17 protein-coding genes, 1 other RNA gene and 1 pseudogene are annotated in these 22,648 nt (G+C 69.9%); 6 read left to right on the top strand and 13 right to left on the bottom strand.

Going from position 1 to position 22,648, the window contains the following annotated elements:
• Positions 1-106 precede the first annotated feature (106 nt).
• From ACFY0K_RS10675 to ACFY0K_RS10655, 5 genes are read left to right on the top strand one after another with little or no spacing between them, the layout of a single operon-like run.
• A complete protein-coding gene (locus ACFY0K_RS10675) occupies positions 107-1,393 on the top strand; it encodes an ABC transporter substrate-binding protein (RefSeq protein WP_390639524.1) in 1,287 nt (428 codons plus the stop codon).
• Positions 1,390-2,289 carry a carbohydrate ABC transporter permease gene (locus ACFY0K_RS10670; protein ID WP_390639523.1) on the top strand — a complete coding sequence of 300 codons (900 nt, stop codon included), beginning with the start codon at positions 1,390-1,392 and terminating at the stop codon, positions 2,287-2,289. The genes ACFY0K_RS10675 and ACFY0K_RS10670 overlap by 4 nt, the downstream gene beginning before the upstream one ends.
• Positions 2,286-3,107 (top strand): carbohydrate ABC transporter permease, encoded by an 822-nt coding sequence (locus ACFY0K_RS10665; RefSeq protein WP_390639522.1) that lies wholly within the window; start codon positions 2,286-2,288, stop codon positions 3,105-3,107. Before ACFY0K_RS10670 ends, ACFY0K_RS10665 begins: the two co-directional genes overlap by 4 nt.
• An 11-nt stretch (positions 3,108-3,118) precedes the next feature.
• Positions 3,119-5,371, top strand: coding sequence for an alpha-xylosidase (gene yicI, locus ACFY0K_RS10660; protein WP_390639521.1), 2,253 nt, complete (start codon positions 3,119-3,121; stop codon positions 5,369-5,371).
• A complete protein-coding gene (locus ACFY0K_RS10655; protein WP_390639520.1) occupies positions 5,371-6,384 on the top strand; it encodes a LacI family DNA-binding transcriptional regulator in 1,014 nt (337 codons plus the stop codon). The genes yicI and ACFY0K_RS10655 overlap by 1 nt, the downstream gene beginning before the upstream one ends.
• Positions 6,385-6,402: 18 nt before the next feature.
• On the opposite strand, the gene ACFY0K_RS10650 is transcribed toward ACFY0K_RS10655, so the two are convergent.
• From ACFY0K_RS10650 to ftsE, 9 genes and pseudogenes are all read right to left on the bottom strand, one after another.
• Positions 6,403-7,020, bottom strand: a complete 618-nt coding sequence (locus ACFY0K_RS10650; RefSeq protein ID WP_390639519.1) for a hypothetical protein — start codon at positions 7,018-7,020, stop codon at positions 6,403-6,405.
• The gene (locus ACFY0K_RS10645) at positions 7,017-8,324 is read right to left on the bottom strand and encodes a hypothetical protein (protein WP_390639518.1); all 1,308 of its coding nucleotides are present in this window, start codon (positions 8,322-8,324) and stop codon (positions 7,017-7,019) included. The genes ACFY0K_RS10650 and ACFY0K_RS10645 overlap by 4 nt, the downstream gene beginning before the upstream one ends.
• A 228-nt stretch (positions 8,325-8,552) precedes the next feature.
• Positions 8,553-9,134, bottom strand: a complete 582-nt coding sequence (locus tag ACFY0K_RS10640) for a hypothetical protein (RefSeq protein ID WP_390639517.1) — start codon at positions 9,132-9,134, stop codon at positions 8,553-8,555.
• Between the two features lie 63 nt (positions 9,135-9,197).
• Positions 9,198-11,729, bottom strand: a pseudogene (locus ACFY0K_RS10635) (RNase A-like domain-containing protein); the annotation flags it as partial.
• Between the two features lie 306 nt (positions 11,730-12,035).
• Positions 12,036-12,436, bottom strand: a transfer-messenger RNA (tmRNA) gene (ssrA, locus tag ACFY0K_RS10630).
• Positions 12,437-12,529: 93 nt separating this feature from the next.
• Positions 12,530-13,072, bottom strand: coding sequence for an SsrA-binding protein SmpB (smpB, locus tag ACFY0K_RS10625; protein WP_132890680.1), 543 nt, complete (start codon positions 13,070-13,072; stop codon positions 12,530-12,532).
• Positions 13,073-13,140: 68 nt separating this feature from the next.
• Positions 13,141-14,313 carry a S41 family peptidase gene (locus tag ACFY0K_RS10620; protein WP_390639516.1) on the bottom strand — a complete coding sequence of 391 codons (1,173 nt, stop codon included), beginning with the start codon at positions 14,311-14,313 and terminating at the stop codon, positions 13,141-13,143.
• A 68-nt stretch (positions 14,314-14,381) separates the two neighbouring features.
• Positions 14,382-15,299 (bottom strand): permease-like cell division protein FtsX, encoded by a 918-nt coding sequence (ftsX, locus tag ACFY0K_RS10615; RefSeq protein ID WP_351486726.1) that lies wholly within the window; start codon positions 15,297-15,299, stop codon positions 14,382-14,384.
• A gap of 47 nt (positions 15,300-15,346) precedes the next feature.
• Positions 15,347-16,036: a cell division ATP-binding protein FtsE gene (gene ftsE, locus ACFY0K_RS10610; RefSeq protein ID WP_294011361.1), complete on the bottom strand. Its 690-nt coding sequence runs from the start codon at positions 16,034-16,036 to the stop codon at positions 15,347-15,349.
• A gap of 257 nt (positions 16,037-16,293) precedes the next feature.
• Between ftsE and ACFY0K_RS10605 the strand changes: the two genes are divergently transcribed.
• Entirely contained in the window at positions 16,294-16,488 is a 195-nt protein-coding gene (locus ACFY0K_RS10605; RefSeq protein WP_089106595.1) for a hypothetical protein, read from the top strand.
• Between the two features lie 110 nt (positions 16,489-16,598).
• On the opposite strand, the gene ACFY0K_RS10600 is transcribed toward ACFY0K_RS10605, so the two are convergent.
• From ACFY0K_RS10600 to ACFY0K_RS10585, 4 genes are all read right to left on the bottom strand, one after another.
• Entirely contained in the window at positions 16,599-17,444 is an 846-nt protein-coding gene (locus ACFY0K_RS10600) for a hypothetical protein (RefSeq protein ID WP_390639515.1), read from the bottom strand.
• Between the two features lie 303 nt (positions 17,445-17,747).
• The gene (gene prfB, locus ACFY0K_RS10595; protein WP_390639514.1) at positions 17,748-18,854 is read right to left on the bottom strand and encodes a peptide chain release factor 2; all 1,107 of its coding nucleotides are present in this window, start codon (positions 18,852-18,854) and stop codon (positions 17,748-17,750) included.
• A gap of 323 nt (positions 18,855-19,177) precedes the next feature.
• Entirely contained in the window at positions 19,178-20,413 is a 1,236-nt protein-coding gene (locus ACFY0K_RS10590) for a serine/threonine-protein kinase (RefSeq protein WP_351958258.1), read from the bottom strand.
• A 124-nt stretch (positions 20,414-20,537) separates the two neighbouring features.
• Positions 20,538-22,247 (bottom strand): serine/threonine-protein kinase, encoded by a 1,710-nt coding sequence (locus ACFY0K_RS10585; RefSeq protein WP_390639513.1) that lies wholly within the window; start codon positions 22,245-22,247, stop codon positions 20,538-20,540.
• Positions 22,248-22,648 lie beyond the last annotated feature (401 nt).

Raw genomic sequence — 22,648 nt, 5'->3', positions numbered from 1 at the left:
TCCCAGCCCGCACCTACCGTCCTCCGTCGAAGCGCTTCGACGTCCTTCATCGAACCGATTCGACGCGGGACGAGCACCATCCATCCGACTCCCCCGGAGGCATTGGATGTTGACGGCACGAAGGCGGACCACGACCGCGGCGGCGATCCTCGCCGGATCGCTGCTCCTCACCTCCTGCGGCGGCTCGGGCGGCAGCACGTCCGACGGGAAGACGCTCAGGCTCTGGCACTACGAGGGTCCCACCAGCGCGATGGGCATCGCCTGGAACGAGGCGATCAAGGAGTTCGAGGCGACCCATCCGGGCGTGAAGGTGAAGTACGAGGAGAAGAGCTTCGAGCAGATCCAGAAGACCGCGCAGATGGTCCTGAACTCCTCCGACGCCCCCGACATCATGGAGTACAACAAGGGCAACGCGACGGCCGGCCTGCTCTCCAAGCAGGGTCTGCTCACCGATCTGACCGCCGAGGCGGCCAAGCGCGGCTGGGACAAGAAGCTCAGCGCGGGCGTGCGCACCACCAGCCGGTACGACGCCGACGGCGTGATGGGCTCGGGCAAGTGGTACGGAGTGCCCAACTATGCCGAGTACACCATGGTCTATTACAACAAGGACCTGTTCGAGAAGTACGGGATCGCCGAGCCGAAGACGTTCGACGACCTGACGGCGGCGATGGACACGTTCGTCACGAAGGGCATCACTCCGCTCGCCGACTCGGGCTCGGAGTACATGGCCCAGCAGTACCTCTACCAGCTGGCGCTCTCGAAGGCCGACCGCTCGTGGGTCGACGCCTACGAGCTGTACAAGGGCAAGGTCGACTTCCACGACCGGGCCTGGACGTACGCGGCGACCACCTTCGCCGACTGGGTGAAGAAGGGCTACCTCGCGAAGACGTCGTCGGGTACGACCGCCGAACAGGCCGGGGTCTCCTTCATCCAGGGGAAGTCGCCGATCCTGTTCTCCGGGAGCTGGTGGTACGGCCGCTTCCAGTCGGAGGCCAAGTTCGGCTGGGGCAGCTTCCTGTGGCCCGGCTCGGACCTCACCCTCGGCTCCGGCGGCAACCTCTGGGTCGTACCGAAGAACTCCCAGAACAAGGACCTGGCCTACGACTTCATCGACATCACCATGTCGAAGAAGATCCAGAATCTGCTCGGCAACAAGGGCGGAGTCCCGGTCGCGGCGGACGCCAGCGCCGTCACCGACCCCAAGTCCAAGCAGCTCATCGCGAATTTCAACACCGTCAGCAAGCGCGACGGCCTCGCCTTCTACCCCGACTGGCCGGTCGCCGGCTTCTACGACACCCTCGTCTCCGAGACCCAGAAGCTGATCACCGGCAGCGAGAAACCGGACGCCTACCTGAGCAACCTCCAGACGGCGTACGACAAGGGCACCAAGTGAGGGTGGTGCGCCGGGACTCGTACGCCCCCTTCCTCCTCCCCGGCGCCCTCGCCTTCCTGGCGGTCGTGATCGTCCCGTTCCTGATGAACACGGGCGTGAGCTTCACCGACTGGCAGGGCGTGGGCAGCCCGCACTGGTCCGGGCTCGCCAACTACCGTGAGCTGCTGCACGACTCCGAGTTCTGGGCGTCCTTCCGGCACAGCCTCTTCATGGTCGTGGCGATGGCCGCGGTCCCGACCGCGCTCGGACTCCTCCTGGCCGCCGCCCTGTTCGACTACGTCGGCAAGCACTTCGGCACCCGGATCGCGGCGGTGCTCCGCGCCTGCTTCTACCTCCCGCAGGTGCTGCCGGTCGCGGTCGCCGGCATCGTCTGGAGCTGGATCCTGGCCCCCGCCGACGGCTCCCTCAACGCCCTGCTCAAGGCCGTCGGGCTCGGCTCCTGGCAGCAGGACTGGCTCGGCGACCCCGACCTCGCCCTCTACACCGTGATGGGTGTGCTGGTCTGGGTGCAGATCGGCTTCCCGCTGGTCGTCTTCATGGCCGGACTCGGCCGCGTCGACCCCCAGCTGTACGAGGCGGCCGAGCTGGACGGCGCCGGCTGGTGGCGCCGCTTCCGGCACGTCACCCTCCCGCAGATCCGCCCCGAGGTGTACGTCGTCCTGACCTGGTGCACGATCGCCGCGCTCAAGGTCTTCGGCGCGGTGTACGTCCTGACCAAGGGCGGCCCTGGCGGCGCCACCGACGTGCCCTCCTACTTCTCCTTCACCACGTTCTTCGAGAAGACCCAGGTCGGCTACGGCTCGGCGATCTCCACCGTCCTCACCGTGATCATCCTGGCCCTGGCCGTGCTCGGCCTGAAGCTGCAGGGCCGCGCGGAGGACGGGGACGCCGCATGACCGCCCTGCGCCGCTACCCGGTCCTCCTCGCCCTCTGCCTCGCCGCCCTCTTCATGGTCGTCCCGTTCGTGATCGTGGCGGTCAACGCGGTCAAGTCCCCCGCGGAGTACGCGCAGAACGGCCCGCTGAGCCTCCCCCACGGCCTCTACCTCGACGGCCTGAAGGACTTCTGGCAGCGCGTCGACTACACCCGGAAGCTGGTCAACTCCGTCCTCATCAGCGGCTCGGTCGCCCTGCTCGCCACCGGCCTCTCCGTCCTCAACGCCTACGCGATCGGCATCGGCCGGATCAGGGGCCGCACCTGGGTGCTGGCCTTCTTCGTCCTCGCCAACCTGCTGCCGCAGGAGGCGCTGGTCTACCCGCTCTACTACCTGAGCAAGCAGGCGGGCCTCTACGACACCCGGCTCAGCGTGATCATCGTGTTCACGGTGATCCAGTCGGCGTTCGGGACGTATCTGCTCTCCGCCGTCCTCGGGCAGTTCCCGCGCGAGATCGTCGAGGCGGCCCGGATCGACGGCGCGAACAAGTGGCAGATCCTCATCCGGATCGTCGTACCCGTCAGCCGCCCGACCCTGGGCGTGCTCCTGGTCTTCTTCTTCATCTGGACCTGGAACGAGTTCCTGCTGCCGCTCGTCATGCTGATCTCCAACGACAACCAGACGGTGTCCGTCGCCCTCGGCGTCCTCCAGGGCCAGCGCCTGATGGACGCCACCATGACCAACGCGGCCGCCCTGCTCGGCGTGCTCCCGGCCATCGTCTTCTTCCTCGTCTTCCAGCGGACGCTCACCCGTGGGATCGCCGTGGGGGCGGTCAAATAGGAGGTACGTGCGTGAAGTTCACCGACGGCTACTGGCTGCTGCGCGAGGGCGTCACCGCGGCCCACCCGGTCGAGGTCTTCGACGTCACCGCCACGGACGGCGCCCTGGAGATCCACGCGCCGACCCAGCCCATCCGCCACCGCGGCGACCTGCTGAGGGGACCGGTCCTGACGATCAGCGCGCACACCCCGATGCCCGACGTCATCGGCGTCACCTTCACCCACTTCGAGGGCGAGCGGCCACGCGGCCCGCAGTTCGAGCTCGGCAAGGCCGACTTCGCCTCCCAGGTGTCGTACGACGACGAGTACGCGACCCTGACCTCCGGCTCGCTGACGCTGCGGCTGAGCCGTACGGCCCCCTGGCGGCTGGACTTCCGCGCCGGCGGCCACACCCTCACCTCCAGCGGCCCCAAGGGCATGGGCATCATGCGGGACACCGCCACGGGCGCCCACTACCTGCGCGAGCAGCTGAACCTGGGGGTCGGCACCTCGGTCTACGGCCTCGGCGAGCGCTTCGGCCCGCTGGTCAAGAACGGCCAGGTCGTCGACATCTGGAACGCCGACGGCGGCACCGCCACCGAACAGGCCTACAAGAACGTTCCCTTCTACCTCACGGACGCGGGCTACGGCGTCTTCGTCGACCACCCGGGAAAGGTGTCGTTCGAGGTCGGCTCGGAGGCGGTGTCCCGGGTCCAGTTCAGCGTCGAGTCGCAGCAGTTGACGTACTACGTCATCCACGGCCCGACCCCGAAGGACATCCTGCGCACGTACACGGCCCTGACCGGCCGCCCGGCACTGCCGCCCGCCTGGTCCTTCGGGTTGTGGCTGTCGACGTCCTTCACGACGTCGTACGACGAGAAGACGGTGACGTCCTTCATCGAGGGTATGCGGGAGCGCGAACTCCCCCTGTCCGTCTTCCACTTCGACTGCTTCTGGATGCGGGAGTTCAACTGGTGCGACTTCCGGTGGGACCCGCGGGTCTTCCCGGATCCGGAAGGGATGCTGGGGCGGCTGCACGAGCGCGGGCTTCGGGTGTGCGTGTGGATCAACCCGTACATCGCGCAGCGCTCGCCGCTGTTCGCCGAGGGGAAGGAGCTGGGACACCTGCTGCGGCGACCGGACGGGAGCGTGTGGCAGTGGGACCTGTGGCAGCCGGGGATGGCGCTGGTGGACTTCACGTCCCCGGCGGCGCGTGACTGGTACGCGGGCAAGCTGGAGGCCCTGCTCGCCCAGGGCGTCGACTGCTTCAAGACCGACTTCGGGGAACGCGTCCCGGTGGACGTGGCCTGGTCCGACGGCTCGGACCCCGAGCGGATGCACAACTACTACACCCACCTCTACAACCGGACCGTCTTCGAGGTGCTCCGCAAGCACCGCGGGGAGGGGGAGGCGGTCGTCTTCGCGCGGTCGGCGACGGCCGGCAGCCAGAAGTTCCCGGTGCACTGGGGCGGCGACTGCGAGGCGACCTACGAGTCGATGGCCGAGTCGCTGCGCGGCGGGCTCTCGCTGGGCCTGTCCGGCTTCGGCTTCTGGAGCCACGACATCGGCGGCTTCGAGGGCACCCCGACACCGGCGCTGTTCAAGCGGTGGCTGGCCTTCGGGCTGCTGTCCTCGCACAGCAGGCTGCACGGCTCGTCGTCGTACCGGGTGCCGTGGCTGTTCGACGAGGAGTCGGTGGACGTGCTGCGGCACTTCACGCGGCTGAAGCTGAGCCTGATGCCCTACCTGTACGAGGCCGCGCGCACCGCCTCGGCGGAGGGGGTGCCGGTGATGCGGGCGATGGTGCTGGAGTTCCCGGACGATCCGGGGTGTGCGCATCTTGAGCGGCAGTACATGGTGGGGGCGGATCTGCTGGTGGCGCCGGTCTTCGACGACGAGGGGTATGTGACATATTACTGTCCGCGAGGCACCTGGACCCACCTCCTGACCGGCCGCACGGTCACCGGCCCCGGCTGGGTCCGCGAGCACCACGACTTCCTCAGCGTCCCGCTCCTGGTCCGTCCCGGCGCGGTGATCCCGGTCGGCGCGGTGACCGACCGCCCCGACTACGACCACGCCGACGGGGTGACCCTTAGGGCCTTCGGCCTCGGCCGCGGTGCCCGGGTCACGGTCCCGGTCGGCGACACCACCTTCACCGTCGTACGCGAAGGCGACACCCTGCGGGCCTCCTGCAGCGCCCCGGCGGCGCCCTGGAACCTGGCTGCCGGGGAGCGGACGGCGCATGCCCCGGCCGGCACCGGGTTCCTCTCCCTGGAGCTGGGCTGATGGTGAAGATCACCGACGTGGCCCGGCACGCCGGGGTCTCCCCCAGCACCGTGTCCTACGCGCTCAGCGGCAAGCGCCCGATCTCGGACGAGACCCGGCGCCGTGTCGAGGCGTCCATCCGCGAACTGGGCTACCGCCCGCACGCCGGCGCCCGCCACCTCGCCAGCAGCCGCGCCAACGTCCTCGCCCTGGTCATCCCGCTGCGCACGGGCATCCATGTCCCGGTGGTCATGCAGTTCGCGGTGTCGGTGGTGACCACGGCCCGCCGGTACGACCACGACGTGCTGCTCCTGACCCAGGAGGAGGGCGAGGAGGGCCTGCACCGGGTCGCCGACACGGCTCTGGTCGACGCCCTGATCGTGATGGACGTCCAGCTCCACGACCCCCGGCTGCCACTCCTGCGCACTCTGGAACGGCCGTCGGTACTGATCGGCTTTCCCTTTGACGCGGCCGGCCTGACCTGCGTCGACCTGGACTTCAAGGCGGCCGGCGAGCTGTGCGTGGAGCGGCTGGCGGGGCTGGGTCACCGGGTTGTCGCCCTGGTCGGCTCGCCTCCCGAGGTGTACGTCCGGGAGACGGCGTTCGCCCAGCGGGTCGTCCAGGGCTTCACGGCCGCCGCCCACCGCAACGGCATGGCGTCCTCCGTCCACCCGTGCGAGGCGACGCCGTCGGCGGCCCGCCGTGTCGCCGAGCAACTGCTCCGCGAGCAGCCTGCGTTGACGGGGGTCGTCGTCCACAACGAGGCGATCCTGGAGCCGCTGATCGACGCCTTCGAGCAACTCGGCCTCCGCGTCCCCACCGACCTGTCCATCACCGCGATCTGCCCGGACGAACTGGCGGCGGGCCTGCGCGTCCCCGTGACCTCGGTGGCTCTCCCGGCTGCGGAACTCGGCGAACGCGCCGCGGAGTTGCTGATGCGGAAGCTGGACGGGGACCCGGAGGTGCCGGATGCGACACTGCTGACACCCCGGCTGACGGAACGGGCGAGCACGGCACCGCGCGAGGCGCCCTGACGGCCCGGGATCCGCCGACTAGCCCTGGTCGACCATGAACTTGACGGCGTCCACCACGTACTCGCCGTAGTGGAGGGCCGATCCGATGGCCTCCAGCCGTGCGTACTGATCCGGAGACAACGAGTTGTACGGCGTGTTCACGATGGCTCTCAGCAGGACCCGCAGCGCCAGGTCCGGAGTGCAGCGGTGCGCGCAGTCGACGAGCGCCGCGCGGACCTCGGCGGGCAGGAACTCCACCCGCTCGATCTCGGCGACGACGGCGTCCCGGTGGGCGAGACCGTCCTCCGTGTCGGCCCCGGTGAGGGGACGTACGTCCGTCTTCGCGGACAGCCTGGCGTCGCACAGGCCGACGACCCTGCGCGTCCACTCGGATCCAGTGGTCCCGGTCCCCTCGAAGCTCGGCATGTACTGCGCGCCGGCCGTCCACAGCACCTCGATGGTCTCCGACGGAAGGTGTTCGGCAAGCAGTTGGGCGTCGCGGCGAACCGCCAACACCTCGTCGTCGACGTCCACGCCGAGGTGTTTCGCGACGACGTCGGCGGCTGTCGGCCCGTCGTAGGTCCAGTCCTGGTGGAAGAAGCTCATCACCCACGAGACACCGAAATCGAAGTCACTGAAACGCGTCGAAAGGGTCATCGCTCCGCCTGCGGATCGGCCAGGTCGGCGACGTGCTCTCGGCCGTAGCCGAACCGGTCGCCGAGTGCCGTCCAGTGGGCGTACTGCTCGTCGGTGACCGGCACGTCGTAGGCCCTGACGCATCTGAGCAGCAGACGGAAGCCGAGATCGGGATCGACCTGCTCGACGACACGCTCGAGCGCGGGAACCACCGTGCCGGAGCGTTCGAACCAGGGGCTCGTGGTGGCGCCGTACCAGGGGCTGTCGTGCACCGCGCGGGTCAGCGCGGGGGCGGTCTCCCGCAGTTCCCGCAGGACCGCGTCCCGCTCCGCCGAGTCGCCCGGCGAGGGTGCGCCGACGGCGAACCCGGGGTCGATCTCCCGCAGGCGTTCGACACAGACCGCCGCGATCCGATGGAGCCACTGGCGCGGTCCGGCGCCCTCGGTCTGCAGGGTGTGGCCATAGGCCGTCGCCACTTGCCAGAGCGCGGTGAGAGCATCGTCGGACATCGGCGACCGGGACAGTCGCACCGTGTCCTCCAGCAGCGCGTACGCCGAGGAACCCGGCACCAGACCCGCGTAGTCGAAGACCGCGCCGCGAATGCCCTCGTCGACCGTGTGGGAGTGCTGCCACAGATCGCCGTAGAATCCTCCGGCGAGGAGCGAGAACCCGAAGTCACAGTCGAAGCGCCGCCGCAGCGAGACGTCGTCGAAGCGGGGCCAGTGCACATCGAGCCCGTCGTGCACCAGGCACCCCGGGTAGCCGAACGCCTCACCGATCGTCCGGTACCGGTCGTACCGCTCCATGGTGACGTCGACCGGGGTCTCCTTCACCACGCGCAGGAACAGCCGGAAACCGAGGTCGGCGTCCGCTTCGGCGGCCACGCGTTCCAGCGCGGCCCCGACGTCCGGGCCCGTCAGCCGGTGCGACACGGCTCTCGCCTCGGCGCACACGGCTTTTCTCATCGCCGGTTCGTCCACCGTGACCAGGGGCGGTGTGCCGTCGAAGAACGTGTCGTCCGAAGAGAGACCGGCGGCTTCCCTGGTGATCCGGTCCTCGGCCGCCTCCACGATCCGGCGGAGCAGGCCGAGGACGTCCGGCCCCGGGTCCTGGCCTGCCGCCGCGGCACGCCATACCGTCCTCAGGGTCTCGGCCGGAAGGCCCGAGTCCAGCAGCAGACGGGCATCGTCCCGCAGGGCGCGGGCGTCGTCGGCGTCCCCGTCCGGCACCACCGGCGTGAGGGCCGTCCCGAGCCGCGCGATCAGCAGGCTGATCCCGAAGTCCTCCTCGAATCTCCAGAAACGTGCTTCCCGTGGTTCTTCCATGAGTTCCTCGCGGGGTGTCGGAGCGGCGGGGCGGAGGAAGACGACGCTCCTTCGCCCGCCCGCATGACAGATGATGCCGGTGGGCTCAGCGCCGCTTGGCATGAATCCCGCCCCGGTCTCGCACAGTGCCGTCCGGCATTTCCGGGACTCCGCGGGCGCGCGACGGTCGGGGACTGGCGTGGTGCGTGTGTCGCCCCAGTTCCTGTCCCCGACCCCAGGGGTGCTCGGTCAGTCGCCGGTCGTCAGATGGCGGACCTCGGACACCACGAACTCGCCGTAGTGCAGCGCCGAACCGAGTTCCTCCAGTCTCGCGTACCGCTCCGGAGTCAGTGGCAGATCGAATCCTCTGACGCTCTGTGGGATCGCTCTCAGCAGGAGCCGGAGAGCGAGGTCGGGAGTGCATCGCCGGGCGCACTCCGCCAGCGCCTGCCTGACCCTGTCCGGCAGGAACCGCGCCTGGTCGATCTCGGCGAGTACCGCGTCCGCCAGCTGCGTGCCATCCTCCGCGTCGGCACCGGTGAGCGGGCTGACGTTCTGCCTGCCGGCCAGCCAGTCATCACACAGGCCGATGATCGTCTTCATCCACTCGGCGCCCGTGGTGAAGCCGCGGCGAGGGTCGGAGAACCCTCCTGCGGGATACGTCCCGGCCTGCCACAGCGTCTCGATCATGTCCGAGCCGAGGTGCTCCAGCAGGAGCCGGGCATCGCGGCGGAGAGACAGGACCTCTTCGGGATCCAATTCCGGTACGAGGTGGTACCGGACCGCTTCGGCGCCGGTGTCGCCATTGTGCGTCCAGTCATAGTGGAACATGGACATGAGCCATGAAACACCAAAATCGGACTCAGTGAAGCGCTGCACTGGTTCTCATCTCCCTTACGGCAACGGGAAAGCCGTGTACACGTAATAGCCGCGCTTGTGGCCCGGCGCCCGCTTGAGCATGATCCTGTACCGGTTGCTCGCCTTGCTGATCGTCCTCCCGTCCGTCTCGGCCACCCAGCCGAGCGAGTTCTTCGCTCCGAAGGTGCCTTCCCACACCTTCTCCTGCTTTTTCTTGTCGCGAAGCCACTTGGTGATCTCGCCGGCCTTGTCGGCGATCGCGTAATCCACGACCTGCTGTGCCGTCTGCAAATCGGCGAACACGCCGTTCGGCTTACCCTTCGAAGCGGCCAGCGCGAACGCCTCCGCCTCCGTCGGGTCCACGTGATCGTCGAGGACGTGCGCGAGCCCAGGGAACTGCCCATCGTCGACGATGAGATCGTTGCAGTTGTGGACCAGAACCGGGTCACCGCCCGCCAGCGCGTAGAAGGTGTGCAGGCCGGACACCGTCAGGTCGTACACCGTCCGAGGTGTCGTCTCGTGCCGGTCGAGCAACGCGGCCACGGTGCGGACGGTTCCGTCCGGGCTCCGCAGACCGTCTCCGTCCCGCAGGTCGGAGGCCAGGGTCCAGCCCCGGCCGGTGACGAAGAACCGGTGTCCGGGTGTGCTGGTGAGGCGCCCACCGTCCGCCAGAGTGACGTCGACCAGGTCGACGGCGGTGTGGTGGAAGGTACGCGTGACCGGCTCGCCCTGCGCGCGACCGGTCCTCGGGTCGGCGGCCAGCACCAGGTCACCCCTGCGCACGTCACGCAGTGCCTTGCGGCTGCCGTCGGCCAGGACGACCTCGGTGGTGCCGGGGAAGCTGTTGACCTTGCATGCCGTCCGCGCCTCCTCGTACACATCGACGGACCGCTCGATGTCGGCCAGCGTCTGGGCGTCGACGTCCAGTGCCTTCAAGGCCTTCAATGCATCGCGGACCCCTTCTCCGGTACGCATGGCCGCGTCCACGGCGCGGATCGCCTCGGTGATCTTCGCGATCGGGCCGCCGATCGGGAGCCAGGTGGCGGCCCAGGCGCAGTCGCCGTAGCTGCCGCCGCCGTCACCGTTGATCTTGTGGTAGCAGCCGGTGAAGTCACCGATGATCGAGTCGTAGATGCCCTTCCAGACGTCCTTGGTCACGTCCCACGCGGAGACCTTGACCGTCTTGGTCAGGCCCTTGAAGGTCTGCGTCTTGAGGAAGACCGTGTCCTCGGCGGGGCAGCCGGCCTCCGTGGCGGGCACGTCCGGGTTGTCGCACAGGTAGTAGCTGACCACCGCGTCGAAGTGCACCTTGTACACCAGCGTGTTGCAGTCCAGGCCGTGGCACTCGTTGGGGAGTTGCTCCGGGTCTCCGTTCTGCTTGATGTCGTCGATGACGGAGAACACGCCGCCGATCCCGGTTCCGGTGCCGGCGCCGGTTTGCACCTGCTTGTTCGCGTCGGCGGCTGCCGCCTGGTCGGCCGCCTGCTGGGCCGAGTCGGCGTACTTCTGGGCGTCCTTGGCCGCCTCCTCGGCCGCGGTGGCCTCGGCGTCGGCACGGTCGGCCGCGGCGCGGGCGTCCTTCGCGGACTGCTCGGCCTCGGCGGCGGCCGTACGGGCCGCGTCCGCGTCCAGGGCCGCCTGGTCGGCGGAGGCCCGGGCGTCCTTGGCATAGCCCTCCGCGTTGCCCGCCGCCGTGTCGGCGGCCGCCGCGTCGGCGGTGGCCTGCTGGTCGTACTCGATGGTGCGCGCCAGTGACTTCTGCGCGTCCGCCGCGTACTGCGCCGCCTCGGACGCGTAACCCAGCGCCTCCTTCGAGGACTTGCGAGCGTCCGCAGCGTGACCGGCCGCCTCGGCGGCGATCGTGTACGCGGCCTTCGCGTCGCCGGTGGCCGCGTCGGCGAGGCTCTGCGCCTGTGCGGCGTTCTTCTGCGCGTTGGCGGCGTGCGCCTCGGCGACGGCCTGCTGCTGCTGGGCGATCGTCTTCGACGACTGGCCCGTCAGGACGGCGAGTCCCGCCGCGGAGTCGGTGTCCACGTAGGGCGAGCCGAGCTGGATCGCGTCGTTGGCGGGTGCGGCGACCTGCTGCGCGGAGGCTCCGGCGTCCTCGGCCGCCTGCGCGGTCGTGTACGCGTGACCGACCGCGTCGGCCGCGGCCGCGACCGCCTGGGCGGCCTCGGCCTGGGCGGCGTCGGCCTGCTTCTTCGAGTCGGCCGCGTGCTGCTCCGCCTCGTCGGCCAGCTTGACCGCGGTACGGGCCGCGTCGGCCGAGGCCTGGGAGGCCTTGATGGCGTCCGCCGCCGCGCTGGTCGCGGTGCGCACCGCCGCGTCCGCCTTGAGCTTGGCGGCCTGGGCGTCGTCCGCGTCGGAACGGGCCCGCTTGGCCGCCGCCTCGGCACGGGTGGCCGCGGCGTCGGCGTCGGCACGGGCCGAGGTCGCCGCCGTCTCCGCGTCGTCGGCCGCCTGGTCCGCCTGGTCCGCCGCCGCCCGGGAGTCCTGCGCGTCGGCGTCCGAGTCGTGGGCGTCGGCGTAGGCGTCCTTGGCGTCGGCCTTGGCGCGGGCCGCGTTCGACACCCCGTTTTCGTGAGGAGGGCAGACGGGGGCCCGGCGCGAAGAGGTGACGTGTGTGCCGCGGCGGCGGTCGAACCCGCCTGCCCCTCCCCATGGCGACGACGTTCCCCCGGTCGCTGATGGACGCGCGCGGAAGCGGAGTGGTCAGCTCGGCTCAGTGCGCGCACCAGACTTTAGTAAATCTGTGCGATATCCGTGCAGGGTTTTCGACCGGCAGTGATCGATCTTCGCATGGCCGCTCTGCGGACTCGCGGACACGACGAGGGCCCGGTGGTCTGCGACCACCGGGCCCTCGCAACATGGAGACTGTGGAGATGGCGGGAATCGAACCCGCGTCCAACGGTGCGGAACCAGGGCTTCTCCGTGTGCAGTTCGCTGTGATTTTCTCAGCCCCGGCGATCACGCGAACAAGTCGCCGACGGGCTCAGTCACTGTTAGATTTCCCTCTTCACCCCGTGACCGGGATCAAGGTTTAGTCCCCTAGCTGATGCCAGGATCCGGGTCGGGAACAGCCCCGGGCTGACACTCCCTGTATAGGAGGCTCGCTGTCGCTACCTGAGATCAGGCAGCGAGGGCGAAGGCCTGCTGGGAGGAATCGCGCTTGGAAGTGGCGATTATTTTTTTCGGCCTGTGGTTTACGAGATCATGGCCGCTTTCTCGACACGCTTCCCCTGCCTCGACATCCGCTGTCGAAACCGATCATCCCCATGTTGATTTTTCAATCTTCACACCGGCTTCCCCCGGTGTTGGTGCCATCGTACGTGACCAACGCACGCCGATGCCACTACATTCCCGCGGGCCTAGGCCTCCCGCTGGCGCCGCTTCGCCGCCGCGATGGCGCGCCCCGCCTCCCGGCGGTCCTGCTGCTCGCGCAGGGTCTGCCGCTTGTCGTACTCCTTCTTGCCGCGGGCGAGCGCGATCTCCGCCTTGGCCCGGCCGTCCTTGAAGTACAGGGCGAGGGGCACGATCGTGTGACCGGTCTCCTGGGCCTTGACCTCCAGCTTGTCGATCTCCTCCCGGTGCAGCAGCAGCTTTCGCTTGCGGCGCACCGAGTGGTTGGTCCAGGTGCCCTGGCTGTACTCCGGGATGTGGGCGTTGTGCAGCCACGCCTCGTTCCCGTCGATCTGCACGAAGCCGTCGACCAGCGAGGCCCGGCCCTGCCGCAGCGACTTCACCTCGGTGCCGGACAGCACCAGGCCGGCCTCGTAGGTGTCGATGATCGCGTAGTCGTGCCGCGCCTTCTTGTTCTGCGCGACGATCTTGCGCTTGCCGCCCTTCTCGCCGTCCCTGGCTTTGGCGGCCGTCCCCTGCTGCTTCTGCTGGGACTCTTTCGGTACGTACATTCCCTTGGCCATAGTGCTCTCCATTTTCGCACTACGGAGGGGGTGCGAGGGAAGCGGTTAAGCGGGTGCTACGAGGGGTCGCCCAGTCCGCTCAGCACGGTCTCCGCCCGCTCCAGCGCCCCGGAGGACACCTCCAGGTCGGGCGTGATGCCCCGGCCGTCCACGGCATGGCCCGAGGGGGTGCGGTAGTGGCCGACGGTGAGCTCGGCGACCGAGCCGTCGGGGAGGCGGGTGGGCATCTGGATGGAGCCCTTGCCGAAGGTGCGGGAGCCCAGGACGACCGCGCGGCCGCGGTCCTGGAGGGCGCCGGTGAGCATCTCGGCCGCGCTCATCGTGCCGCCGTCGACGAGCGCGACCAGGGGTCTCGCGGTGTCGCCGCCGGGCTCGGCGTGCAGGGAGCGCTCGGCGCCGTCCACGTCGTAGGTGGCGACCAGGCCGCCGTCGAGGAACGCGGAGGCGGCGGTGACGGCCTCGCTGACCAGGCCGCCGGAGTTGCCACGCAGGTCGAGGACGATCCCGCCGTCGGACGGGGTCTGCCGGACGGCGGTGCGCACCAGCTCCCCGGAGCCCCTGGTGAAGGCGGAGACCTTGATGACGGTGATGCCGGCGGCCGGCTTGCGCACGGTCACCGAGTCCGTCGAGAGCAGCGCCCGGCGCAGGGTCTCGCTCCACGCGCGCGTGCCGCGTTCGAGACCGAGGGTGACGGTCGTACCGGCGCGGGCGTCGGTGGCGTCGCCGCGCAGTAACGAGACGACGTCGGTGACGGGCCGCCCGTCGACGTCCTCGCCGTCGATGCTGCGCAGCCGGTCGCCCTTCCTGATCCCCGCGGCGGCCGCGGGCGACCCGGCCTGCACCTTGGCCACGTCGATCCGCCCGTCCGCCGTCCGCCGGGTCCACAGTCCCACGCCCGTGTACTGGCCGTCGAGCGCGTCCTCGAACTCCTGGTACTCGCCCTCGGAGTAGACCGCGGCCCACCGGTCCCCGCTGCGGCTCACGGCCCGTTCCGCGGCCTCCATGGGGGACTTGCCGTCGGCCATCGCCTCGGCGGCGGCCTTCGCCACGTCCTCGTGCCCGGCGGCCGGACGTGCGGCCCCGGTGGGCGTCTTCCGGTCGGACGACTGCCCGGGGTCCGGGAACGCCCCGGTGGCCGCCCCGGTCACCAACAGCCCTGCGAACACCAACGTCAGAGCCGCCCCTCGGCGAACCCGGCGGGGCTGACAGAACAGCTCTCGGCCTGACATGCCGGTGAGTCTAGGACAAGCCAAGAGGGCCGGACGGGCTGTTGCCCGTACGGCCCTCTTGGCGTGCGTCACACCTTGAGGTACTTGCGCAGCGCGAAGAACGCGGCAAGCGCGGGCATCAGGAGGCTCGTTGCGAGGATGAGGGGGAGCTTGGTCAACACGGCGTCCCAGCCGATGAAGTTGATCAAGTTCAGCTTGTGGGACAGGTCCAGGCCGTGGTCGATGATGAAGTACCGGGCGATCACCAGGAATCCACAGGCGACCGTGCCGCCGATCAGGCCGGCGACGGCGGCCTCCGCGATGAACGGGGCCTGGATGTAGAAGCCGGAGGCGCCGACCAGGCGCATGATGCCGGTCTCGCGCCTACGGCTGAACGCGGAGACGCGCACCGTGTTGACGATCAGCATCAGGGCGACCACCAGCATCAGGGCCATGACCATGCGGGCCGCCCAGTTCATGCCGTTGAGCAGGCCGAAGAGGTTGTCGAGGATGCCCTTCTGGTCCTGGACCGACTGGACCCCGTCACGGCCGTCGAAGGCGGTCGCGACGACCTGGTACTTCTCCGGGTCCTTGAGCTTGATCCGGTACGACTCCTGCATCTGGTCCGGCGTGAGGGAGTCGGCGAGCGGCGAGTCGCCGAACTGCTCCTTGTAGTGCTTGTACGCCTCGTCCTGGGACTCGTAGGTGACCTTCTCGACCACCGACATCTTGCCGAGGTCGGCCTGGATCTGCTTCTTCTGGTCCTCGGTCACCGCGCCCTTGGCGCAGTTGGGGTCCGACTCCGCGTCGCTCTTGTTGCAGAGGAAGATCGAGACGTTGACCTTGTCGTACCAGTAGCCCTTCATGGTGTTGACCTGGTCGCTCATCAGGAGCGAGCCACCGAAGAGCGCCAGGGACAGGGCGACCGAGACGACGACGGCGAAGGTCATCGTCAGATTGCGGCGGAGACCGACTCCGATCTCCGACATTACGAACGAGGCGCGCATGGCGTCGGGTTATGCCTTTCCGTGGACGTCTGCGGGATCGATGGCGGTCAGTGCTGGTAGCCGTAGACGCCGCGGGCCTGGTCGCGGACGAGGCGGCCCTTCTCCAGCTCGATGACGCGCTTGCGCATCTGGTCCACGATGTTCTGGTCGTGGGTGGCCATGATCACGGTGGTGCCGGTCCGGTTGATGCGGTCCAGCAGCTTCATGATGCCGACCGAGGTCTGCGGGTCGAGGTTGCCCGTGGGCTCGTCCGCGATCAGCAGCTTGGGCCGGTTCACGAAGGCGCGCGCGATGGCCACGCGCTGCTGCTCGCCGCCGGACAGCTCGCCGGGCCTGCGGTCCTCCTTGCCGCCGAGCCCGACGAGGTCGAGCACCTGGGGCACGGACTTGCGGATCTCGCCCTTGGACTTGCCGATGACCTCCTGGGCGAAGGCCACGTTCTCGGCGACCGTCTTGTTGGGCAGCAGGCGGAAGTCCTGGAAGACCGTCCCGAGCTGGCGGCGCATCTGCGGCACCTTCCAGTTGGACAGCCGGGCGAGGTCCTTGCCGAGGACGTGCACCTGGCCGTGGCTGCACCGCTCCTCGCGGAGGATCAGCCGCAGGAAGGTGGACTTTCCGGAGCCGGAGGACCCCACGAGGAAGACGAACTCGCCCTTCTCCACTTCCAGGGACACTTCCCTGAGTGCGGGGCGGGTCTGCTTGGGGTAGACCTTGGAGACATTGTCGAATCGGATCACGGATGCACCACGGGTCGCCGGGGGTAGATGAGCGTGACCATACGCGAGTCGGGTGAGGAAGCGCAGGCGCCGGTCACGGTTGGGTGAGGCTTGTGCGGTTTTGTTCCGGGGCAGTCTTCCCGGAGCGCCCAGGAGTGCCGGGGCGAGGTCTGCGGACGGCCGCGCTCTTTCCGGGGGAACCTGGCACAGTGGGAGGGGAACGTTCTCGTTCCGCGGAACGTTGTGTGGGTAATGGCCGGTGCTAGGAGGGCGAGCGCATGACGTACGACCGGTTGGTGTGCGCGAACTGCGCGGCGCCCGTGAGCGAAGGCCGGTGCCCCGTGTGCCGCGCCAATCGCGAGCGTCTTCAGCAGGAGAGTTTCCTCGGCGGTCTGAACCCGATGGCACTCATCGGGCTGCTGGCGGTGCTGATCGCCGCGGTGGCGCTGCTGGCGGCGCACCAGACCGCGTAACGAAGCTCACACGCGAAGCTCACCCAAGAGCGACCGAAGGGCCCTGAGCCGCTGCTCAGGGCCCTTCGTCCGTTGCGATACGCATACGCTCCGTGAGCGGACGGCTACCGTCAGACGGCAGCGCCGCCGCGGCCGCCCACGAGGCGCGGCAGGACGCGGAAGCCGATACCGCCGGCGATCATCGTGGCAGCGCCGACGAGGAGGAAGGCCGTCTGCCCGGCACCGGTCTCGGCGAGCTGCTTGCCGCCACCCTGGGCCTCGGTGTTCGAGGACCCGGTGTCGGTGAGCGCGGAGGTGCCGGCCTCCTGCGCGGAGGTGCCGGAGTTGCCGTCGGTGCCGGTACCGCCGGTGGACGAGCCGCCGGAGGTCGAACCGCCGGAGGTCGAGCCGCCGGTGGACGAACCGCCGGAGGTCGAGCCGCCGGTGGACGAACCGCCCGTGGTCGAACCGCCCGTGGTCGAACCGCCCGTGGTCGAACCGCCCGTGGTCGAACCGCCGGTGGTCGAACCGCCGGTGTCGCTGCCACCGGTGGTCGAACCGCCAGTGTCGGAGCCACCGGTGGTCGAACCGCCAGTGTCGGTGCCACCCGTGTCCGTGCCACCGGTGTCGGTGCCACCCGTGTCGGTACCACCCGTGTCGGTACCACCCGTGTCGGTACCACCGGTGTCCGTGCCACCGGTGTCCGTGCCACCGGTGTCGGTACCACCCGTGTCGGTGCCGCCGGAGCCGCTGGTGCCCCCGTCGTCACAGGTCGGGTCCACGACGATGTCGCAGGGCGCGCCGCCCGTGCCGCCGTCGTCGTTGCCGGTGTCGACGGTCGCGCCGACACCGCTGTCGGTCACGCTCACGCCGATGTCCAGGGCGGAAGCGGCACCGGCGGCCGTGAGAGAGGCGCCGGCTGCGATCACTGCGCCGGCGGCTATCCGCGCGACGCGGAGACGCGTCTTCTTCGTCATATGGTTGCTACCCCCAGTAGCTGATCGTCAGTGCGGCGGCGCTCGGGGCCGGTGCTCGACGGAGACAGCTACGAATATTCAAGGCCCCCGGTTCACATGCGCCCCAGAGATACGCATGCCACACTTCACCCTTCCGATTTTCCAAGTGCACGTCAAGGCCGTTGCGTGCGCGATGTCCAGTTGCGCACCCAATGCCGGGAGTTGAAGCGTGTGAGTGTGACGTAAACCCCAGACATACGAGAACTGCCGCCCGGTGGGCGGCAGTTCCAGATCGGTCGACTCACCGTGGGCAAGTCGACAAAGTTACTTCTCCTGCTGCTTGCGCCAGCGAATTCCGGCCTCCAGGAAGCCGTCGATCTCGCCGTTGAACACGGCCTCGGGGTTGCCGACTTCGTACTCGGTCCGCAGGTCCTTGACCATCTGGTACGGGTGCAGCACGTACGACCGCATCTGGTTGCCCCAGGAGTTGCCGCCGTCGCCCTTGAGGGCGTCCATCTTGGCCTGCTCCTCCTGGCGGCGCCGCTCCAGGAGCTTGGCCTGGAGGACGTTCATCGCGGTGGCCTTGTTCTGGATCTGCGACCGCTCGTTCTGGCAGGAGACCACGATTCCGGTCGGGAGGTGCGTGATGCGCACGGCGGAGTCGGTGGTGTTGACGCCCTGGCCGCCGGGACCGGAGGACCGGTACACGTCGATCCTGAGCTCGCTCTCGTCGATCTCGACGTGGTCGGACTGCTCGACCACGGGGAGCACCTCGACACCGGCGAAGGAGGTCTGCCGGCGGCCCTGGTTGTCGTACGGCGAGATGCGCACGAGGCGGTGCGTGCCCTGCTCCACGGAGAGGGTCCCGTAGGCGTACGGCACCTGCACGGCGAAGGTGGTCGACTTGATGCCGGCCTCTTCGGCGTACGAGGTCTCGATGAGCTCGGTCTTGTAGCCGTGCTGCTCGGCCCAGCGCAGGTACATGCGCTGCAGCTTCTCGGCGAAGTCGGCGGCGTCGACGCCACCGGCCTCGGCGCGGATGTTCACCAGTGCTTCCCGGGAGTCGTACTCCCCGCTGAGCAGGGTGCGGACCTCCATCTCGTCCAGCGCCTTCTTGACGGCGGCGAGCTCGGACTCGGCCTCGGCGCGGGTGTCCGGGTCGTCCTCCTCGTCGGCCATCTCGAAGAGCACCGCGAGATCGTCGATCCGGCCGCGCAGCGCCTCCGCCTTCCTGACCTCGGCCTGGAGGTGGCTCAGCTTGCTGGTGATCTTCTGCGCCTCGTCCGGGTTGTCCCACAGGGACGGCGCGGCCGCCTGCTCCTCGAGCACGGCGATGTCTGCCCTCAGCTTGTCGAGGTCCAGAACGGCCTCGATCGACTCCATGGTCGAGGAGAGGGACTTGAGCTCTTCGGATACATCGACGACTGCCACGCCTCCAGCGTAACGGCTCCGCCAACCGAGGATGGCCGACGGGCATCCCCACCCACTCAGGCCGGGACCGCCTCCGAGCCCCTGCCGGGGTCCGGGGCAGAGCCCCACACGACGGCAGCCCCACGCCCTACCGAACCGGACGGGCGACCGCTCCCCCCTTCGGGGTCCGGGGCAGAGCCCCGCGACGGTGAGCCCACGGCTTACCGGGCCGAGCGGGCGGCCGCTCCTCCTCGGGGTCCGGGGCAGAGCCCCGTGGCGGTCGCCTTTTTTGCCTACCGAGTCGGGTGGGCGGGTGGGAGAAAATCGGCGGAGCCACCGGCAGGTCACGGCGCTGACGAGCTGTGCGTCTCCTGCGGCGGAGCCGAGTCGTCGCCCGACGTCGCCAGCCACGCCCCGACACCCACCGCCGCCGCCACCGCGACCCCCGCCACCGCGAACGTCACCCTCCGTCGCCGCGCCGCCACCCGGTGCCGTGCCGACCCCGGCCGCGGCGCCCCCGACGCCCTGGGCGCCCGCGCCGTGCCCCGGGCGCCGCCCGCCAGCTCGTCGGGGCCCGGTACCCGCATCGACGTGTGCGTGTCCCGGTTGGAGTCCGGTTTCGCCCCCGGCACCAGGGAGACGGCCCCGCGGCGCCGTACCCGCTGTTCCTCCGCGTCCGGTGCCGCGGCGGCCGACGGCTCCTCGGCCTCCTCCGGCGCCTCCGTGTCCGGCTCGTCGACGTCCAGCGGCGGCATCCCGGCCAGCGTCGGCAGCTGCTCCCGCAGCCGCGCGGCCAGCTCGGAGGCCCGCAGCCGGGACGCCGGCGCCTTCGCCAGGCACTGCACGAGCAGCTGCCAGAGCTCCTCGGGGATGCCGGGGAGCGGGACGACGGTCTCCGTGACGTGGCGGCGGAGCACCGCACCGGGATGGCCGCCGCCGAACGGGGTGAAGCCCGCGAGGAGCTCGTACAGGACCGTAGCGAGCGCGTAGATGTCCACCGACGCGCGGGGCGGCAGTCCCTCGACGATCTCCGGGGCCAGGTAGTCCGGCGTGCCGATGATCTTCGTGGCGCGGGTCCGCTTCGGGGAGTCGATGAGCTTCGCGACGCCGAAGTCGGTCAGCAGGGCGGGGTGGGCGCCGCCGGGGCCCAGCGGGCCCTGCATGTCGAGGAGGACGTTCTCCGGCTTCACGTCCCGGTGGACGACCCCCGCCGCGTGCGCCGCCGCCAGGCCGTCCGCGACGTCCGCGACGATGGCGACGGCCGCCTCGGGCGCGAGCCGCCGCTCCCGGTCCAGGCGGGTGCGCAGGTCCGTGCCGCGGACCAGGTCCATGACGAGGGCGAGGTCGTTGCCGTCGACGACGAGGTCACGGACGGACACCACGTGCGGGTGGTCGAGGCCCAGCAGTGCCGTGCGCTCCTGCACGAAGCGGCCCACCAGCTCCTCGTCGGACGCGAGATCCTCGCGCAGCAGCTTGATGGCGACGGGCCCTTCCGGCCCCTCGCCCAGCCACACCGTGCCGGCGCTGCCCCGCCCCAGGATCTGGTTGGCGGTGTACCGGCTGCCGATCTTCCGTGCCAAGACTGCTCCTACAGACGCGTGTTGCCGACAAAAGTACGCGTCCGACGAGCCAACCTTCACCACAGAGGCGGAAATCACCCGCCAGGTGTCGACAAATCCACAGAGTCGCAGTCGGTCCCGGCGGTCAGTTGCCGGAGCCGTTGCCCAGACCGCCGATGAAGCTGCTGACCGATTTCGTCCAGTCCTTCAGCTGGCTCCAGTAGCCCCTGCCCTCCCCGACCCACGTGTGCAACGGGGTCAGGTCCCAGATCAGCCAGCCCGCGACGAACAGGATGACGACCAGGAAGAGGCAGCCCTTGAGGCAGCCGAGCCCGGGGATCTTCATCGGGTTGGCGCTGCGCTGCCGCGGCTCGCGCGGGGCCCGCTGCTGCGGCTCGGCCGGAGGCGCGTAGCGCTGCTGGGGCTGCTGCGGCGGCGGGGCGTACTGCTGCGGCCGGCCGCCGCCGTACCCGGCGGGCTGCTGCTGGCCGTACCCGCCCTGTCCGCCCTGCTGTCCGCGCGGCTGCGGGCGGCGTACCGGCTGCTGCTGCGGGGGCTGGCGCGGCGGCTGCTGCTGCGGGCGGGCCACCTGGCGCTGCGGGCGGCGCCGGAGGGGGTCCTCACCGGGGTCGAGGTACTGGACCTGGGTCTGCTCGTTGCGGTCGCGGGCCGCACGGAGCTGGCTCTGCCAGGGGTGCGGCTGCTCGGGCTGCTGCTGGCCGGGCTGACCGGGCTGGCCCTGCGGCATCGGCGGCATGACGGCCGTCGGGTCGGCGGCGCCGGTGTTGGGGAGCACGGCGGTCGGGTCGGCGGCGCCGAACGGCCCCGGCCGGCCGGTGTGCGGCAGGACGCTGGTCGCGGCGTTCGGGTCGTACGCGCCCATCGGCGTGCCGGTGTTCGGCAGCACCTGGGTCGGGTCGGCCGAACCCGGTACGGCGGCCGGTGCCGGGTCGGGGGCGAGCAGCGCGCCGACGCCCTCGGCGGCCGCGATCTGCGCGGAGTTCGCGTGCACGCCGACGCCCTCGGCGACGACCCGCAGGCCGCGCGCGAGGTTCTCGGCGCTGGGGCGTTCGTCGGGGTTCTTGCGCAGGCAGCGTTCTATGACCGTCCACAGCGGGTCGGGGACGGTGGAGGGGCGGCGGGGCTCGGCGCTGAGGTGCTGGTGGAGGACTTCCAGGGCGCTGCCGCCGGAGAACGGCGGGCGGCCGGTGACCAGCTCGTACAGCAGGATGCCGGCGCCGTAGATGTCCACGGCGGAGGTCTGCGGGCGGCCCTCGGCGGACTCCGGGGCGACGTACGCGGGCGTGCCGACGAACTCCTGGGTGCGGGTGAGGCCCGGGGAGTCGGCGAGGCGGGCGATGCCGAAGTCGGTCAGCATCGGGTGCATCTGGCCGTTGTACTGGGCGAGCAGCACGTTGGCGGGCTTCAGGTCGCGGTGCACCACGCCGTCGGCGTGGCTGGCGGCGAGCGCGTCGGCGACCTGGGCGGTGAGCAGGGCGGCGGCGACGGGCGTGAGGGGGCCGTTCTCGCGCAGGTAGCGGTGCAGGTCGGGGCCGTCGACGAGGTCCATGACCAGGGCGAGGAGATCGCCCTCCACGACGAGGTCGCGGACCCGGACGATGTTCGGGTGGGTGAGCCGGAGCAGGACGGAGCGCTCCCTGAGGAAGCGCATCACGATGTCGGGGTCGCTCGCGAGCTCTTCCTTGAGGACCTTGATCGCGACGGTCTCGCCGGGCTGCCCGGGCACGGCCGCCTCGGCGCCCGCGGTCTCCCGCTGGCGGGCACGCCAGACGGTGCCGGTGGCGCCGCGTCCCAGCGGCTCCTCCAGGAGGTACTTGCTGCCTACCGGCCGCACGTCATGCGCTCCCTGCTGCTTCTGAATGGCTGCTTGCTGAATGGCTGCTTTCGGAGTGTCTCCGACCCGTGTGTCCGACCCACTCTAGTGCCGTGGTGCCTGGGACCGGGCTGTCGTCCGGCTGTGCTTTCCCCTCCCCGGTAGGGGGCCGATAAGCGTCCCGACGTATCCCCATACGTTGGCGTTCCGGCCTGCGTTCGATGGAAAGACGCTTGCTTCGGTCCGCTGGTTGCCGGGCTCGGACGTGACCGATCTCAAGTGATCGCGCGCACGGTATTGGTCAGGCACTTTTGGGGGCAGAGCTGACCAATCAAGATCACTTACCATCGGGGCGTGGGCGCGTTGTCAGTGGCAGGTGCGAGGATGCGCTTGACAGCAGAACTGGCCGACGTGCTCGTGGC

Origin of the sequence: Streptomyces sp. NPDC001507 (assembly GCF_042894765.1) — a bacterium.
Lineage (GTDB): Bacteria > Actinomycetota > Actinomycetes > Streptomycetales > Streptomycetaceae > Streptomyces.
This window is presented reverse-complemented; position numbering and strand designations above follow the sequence as displayed.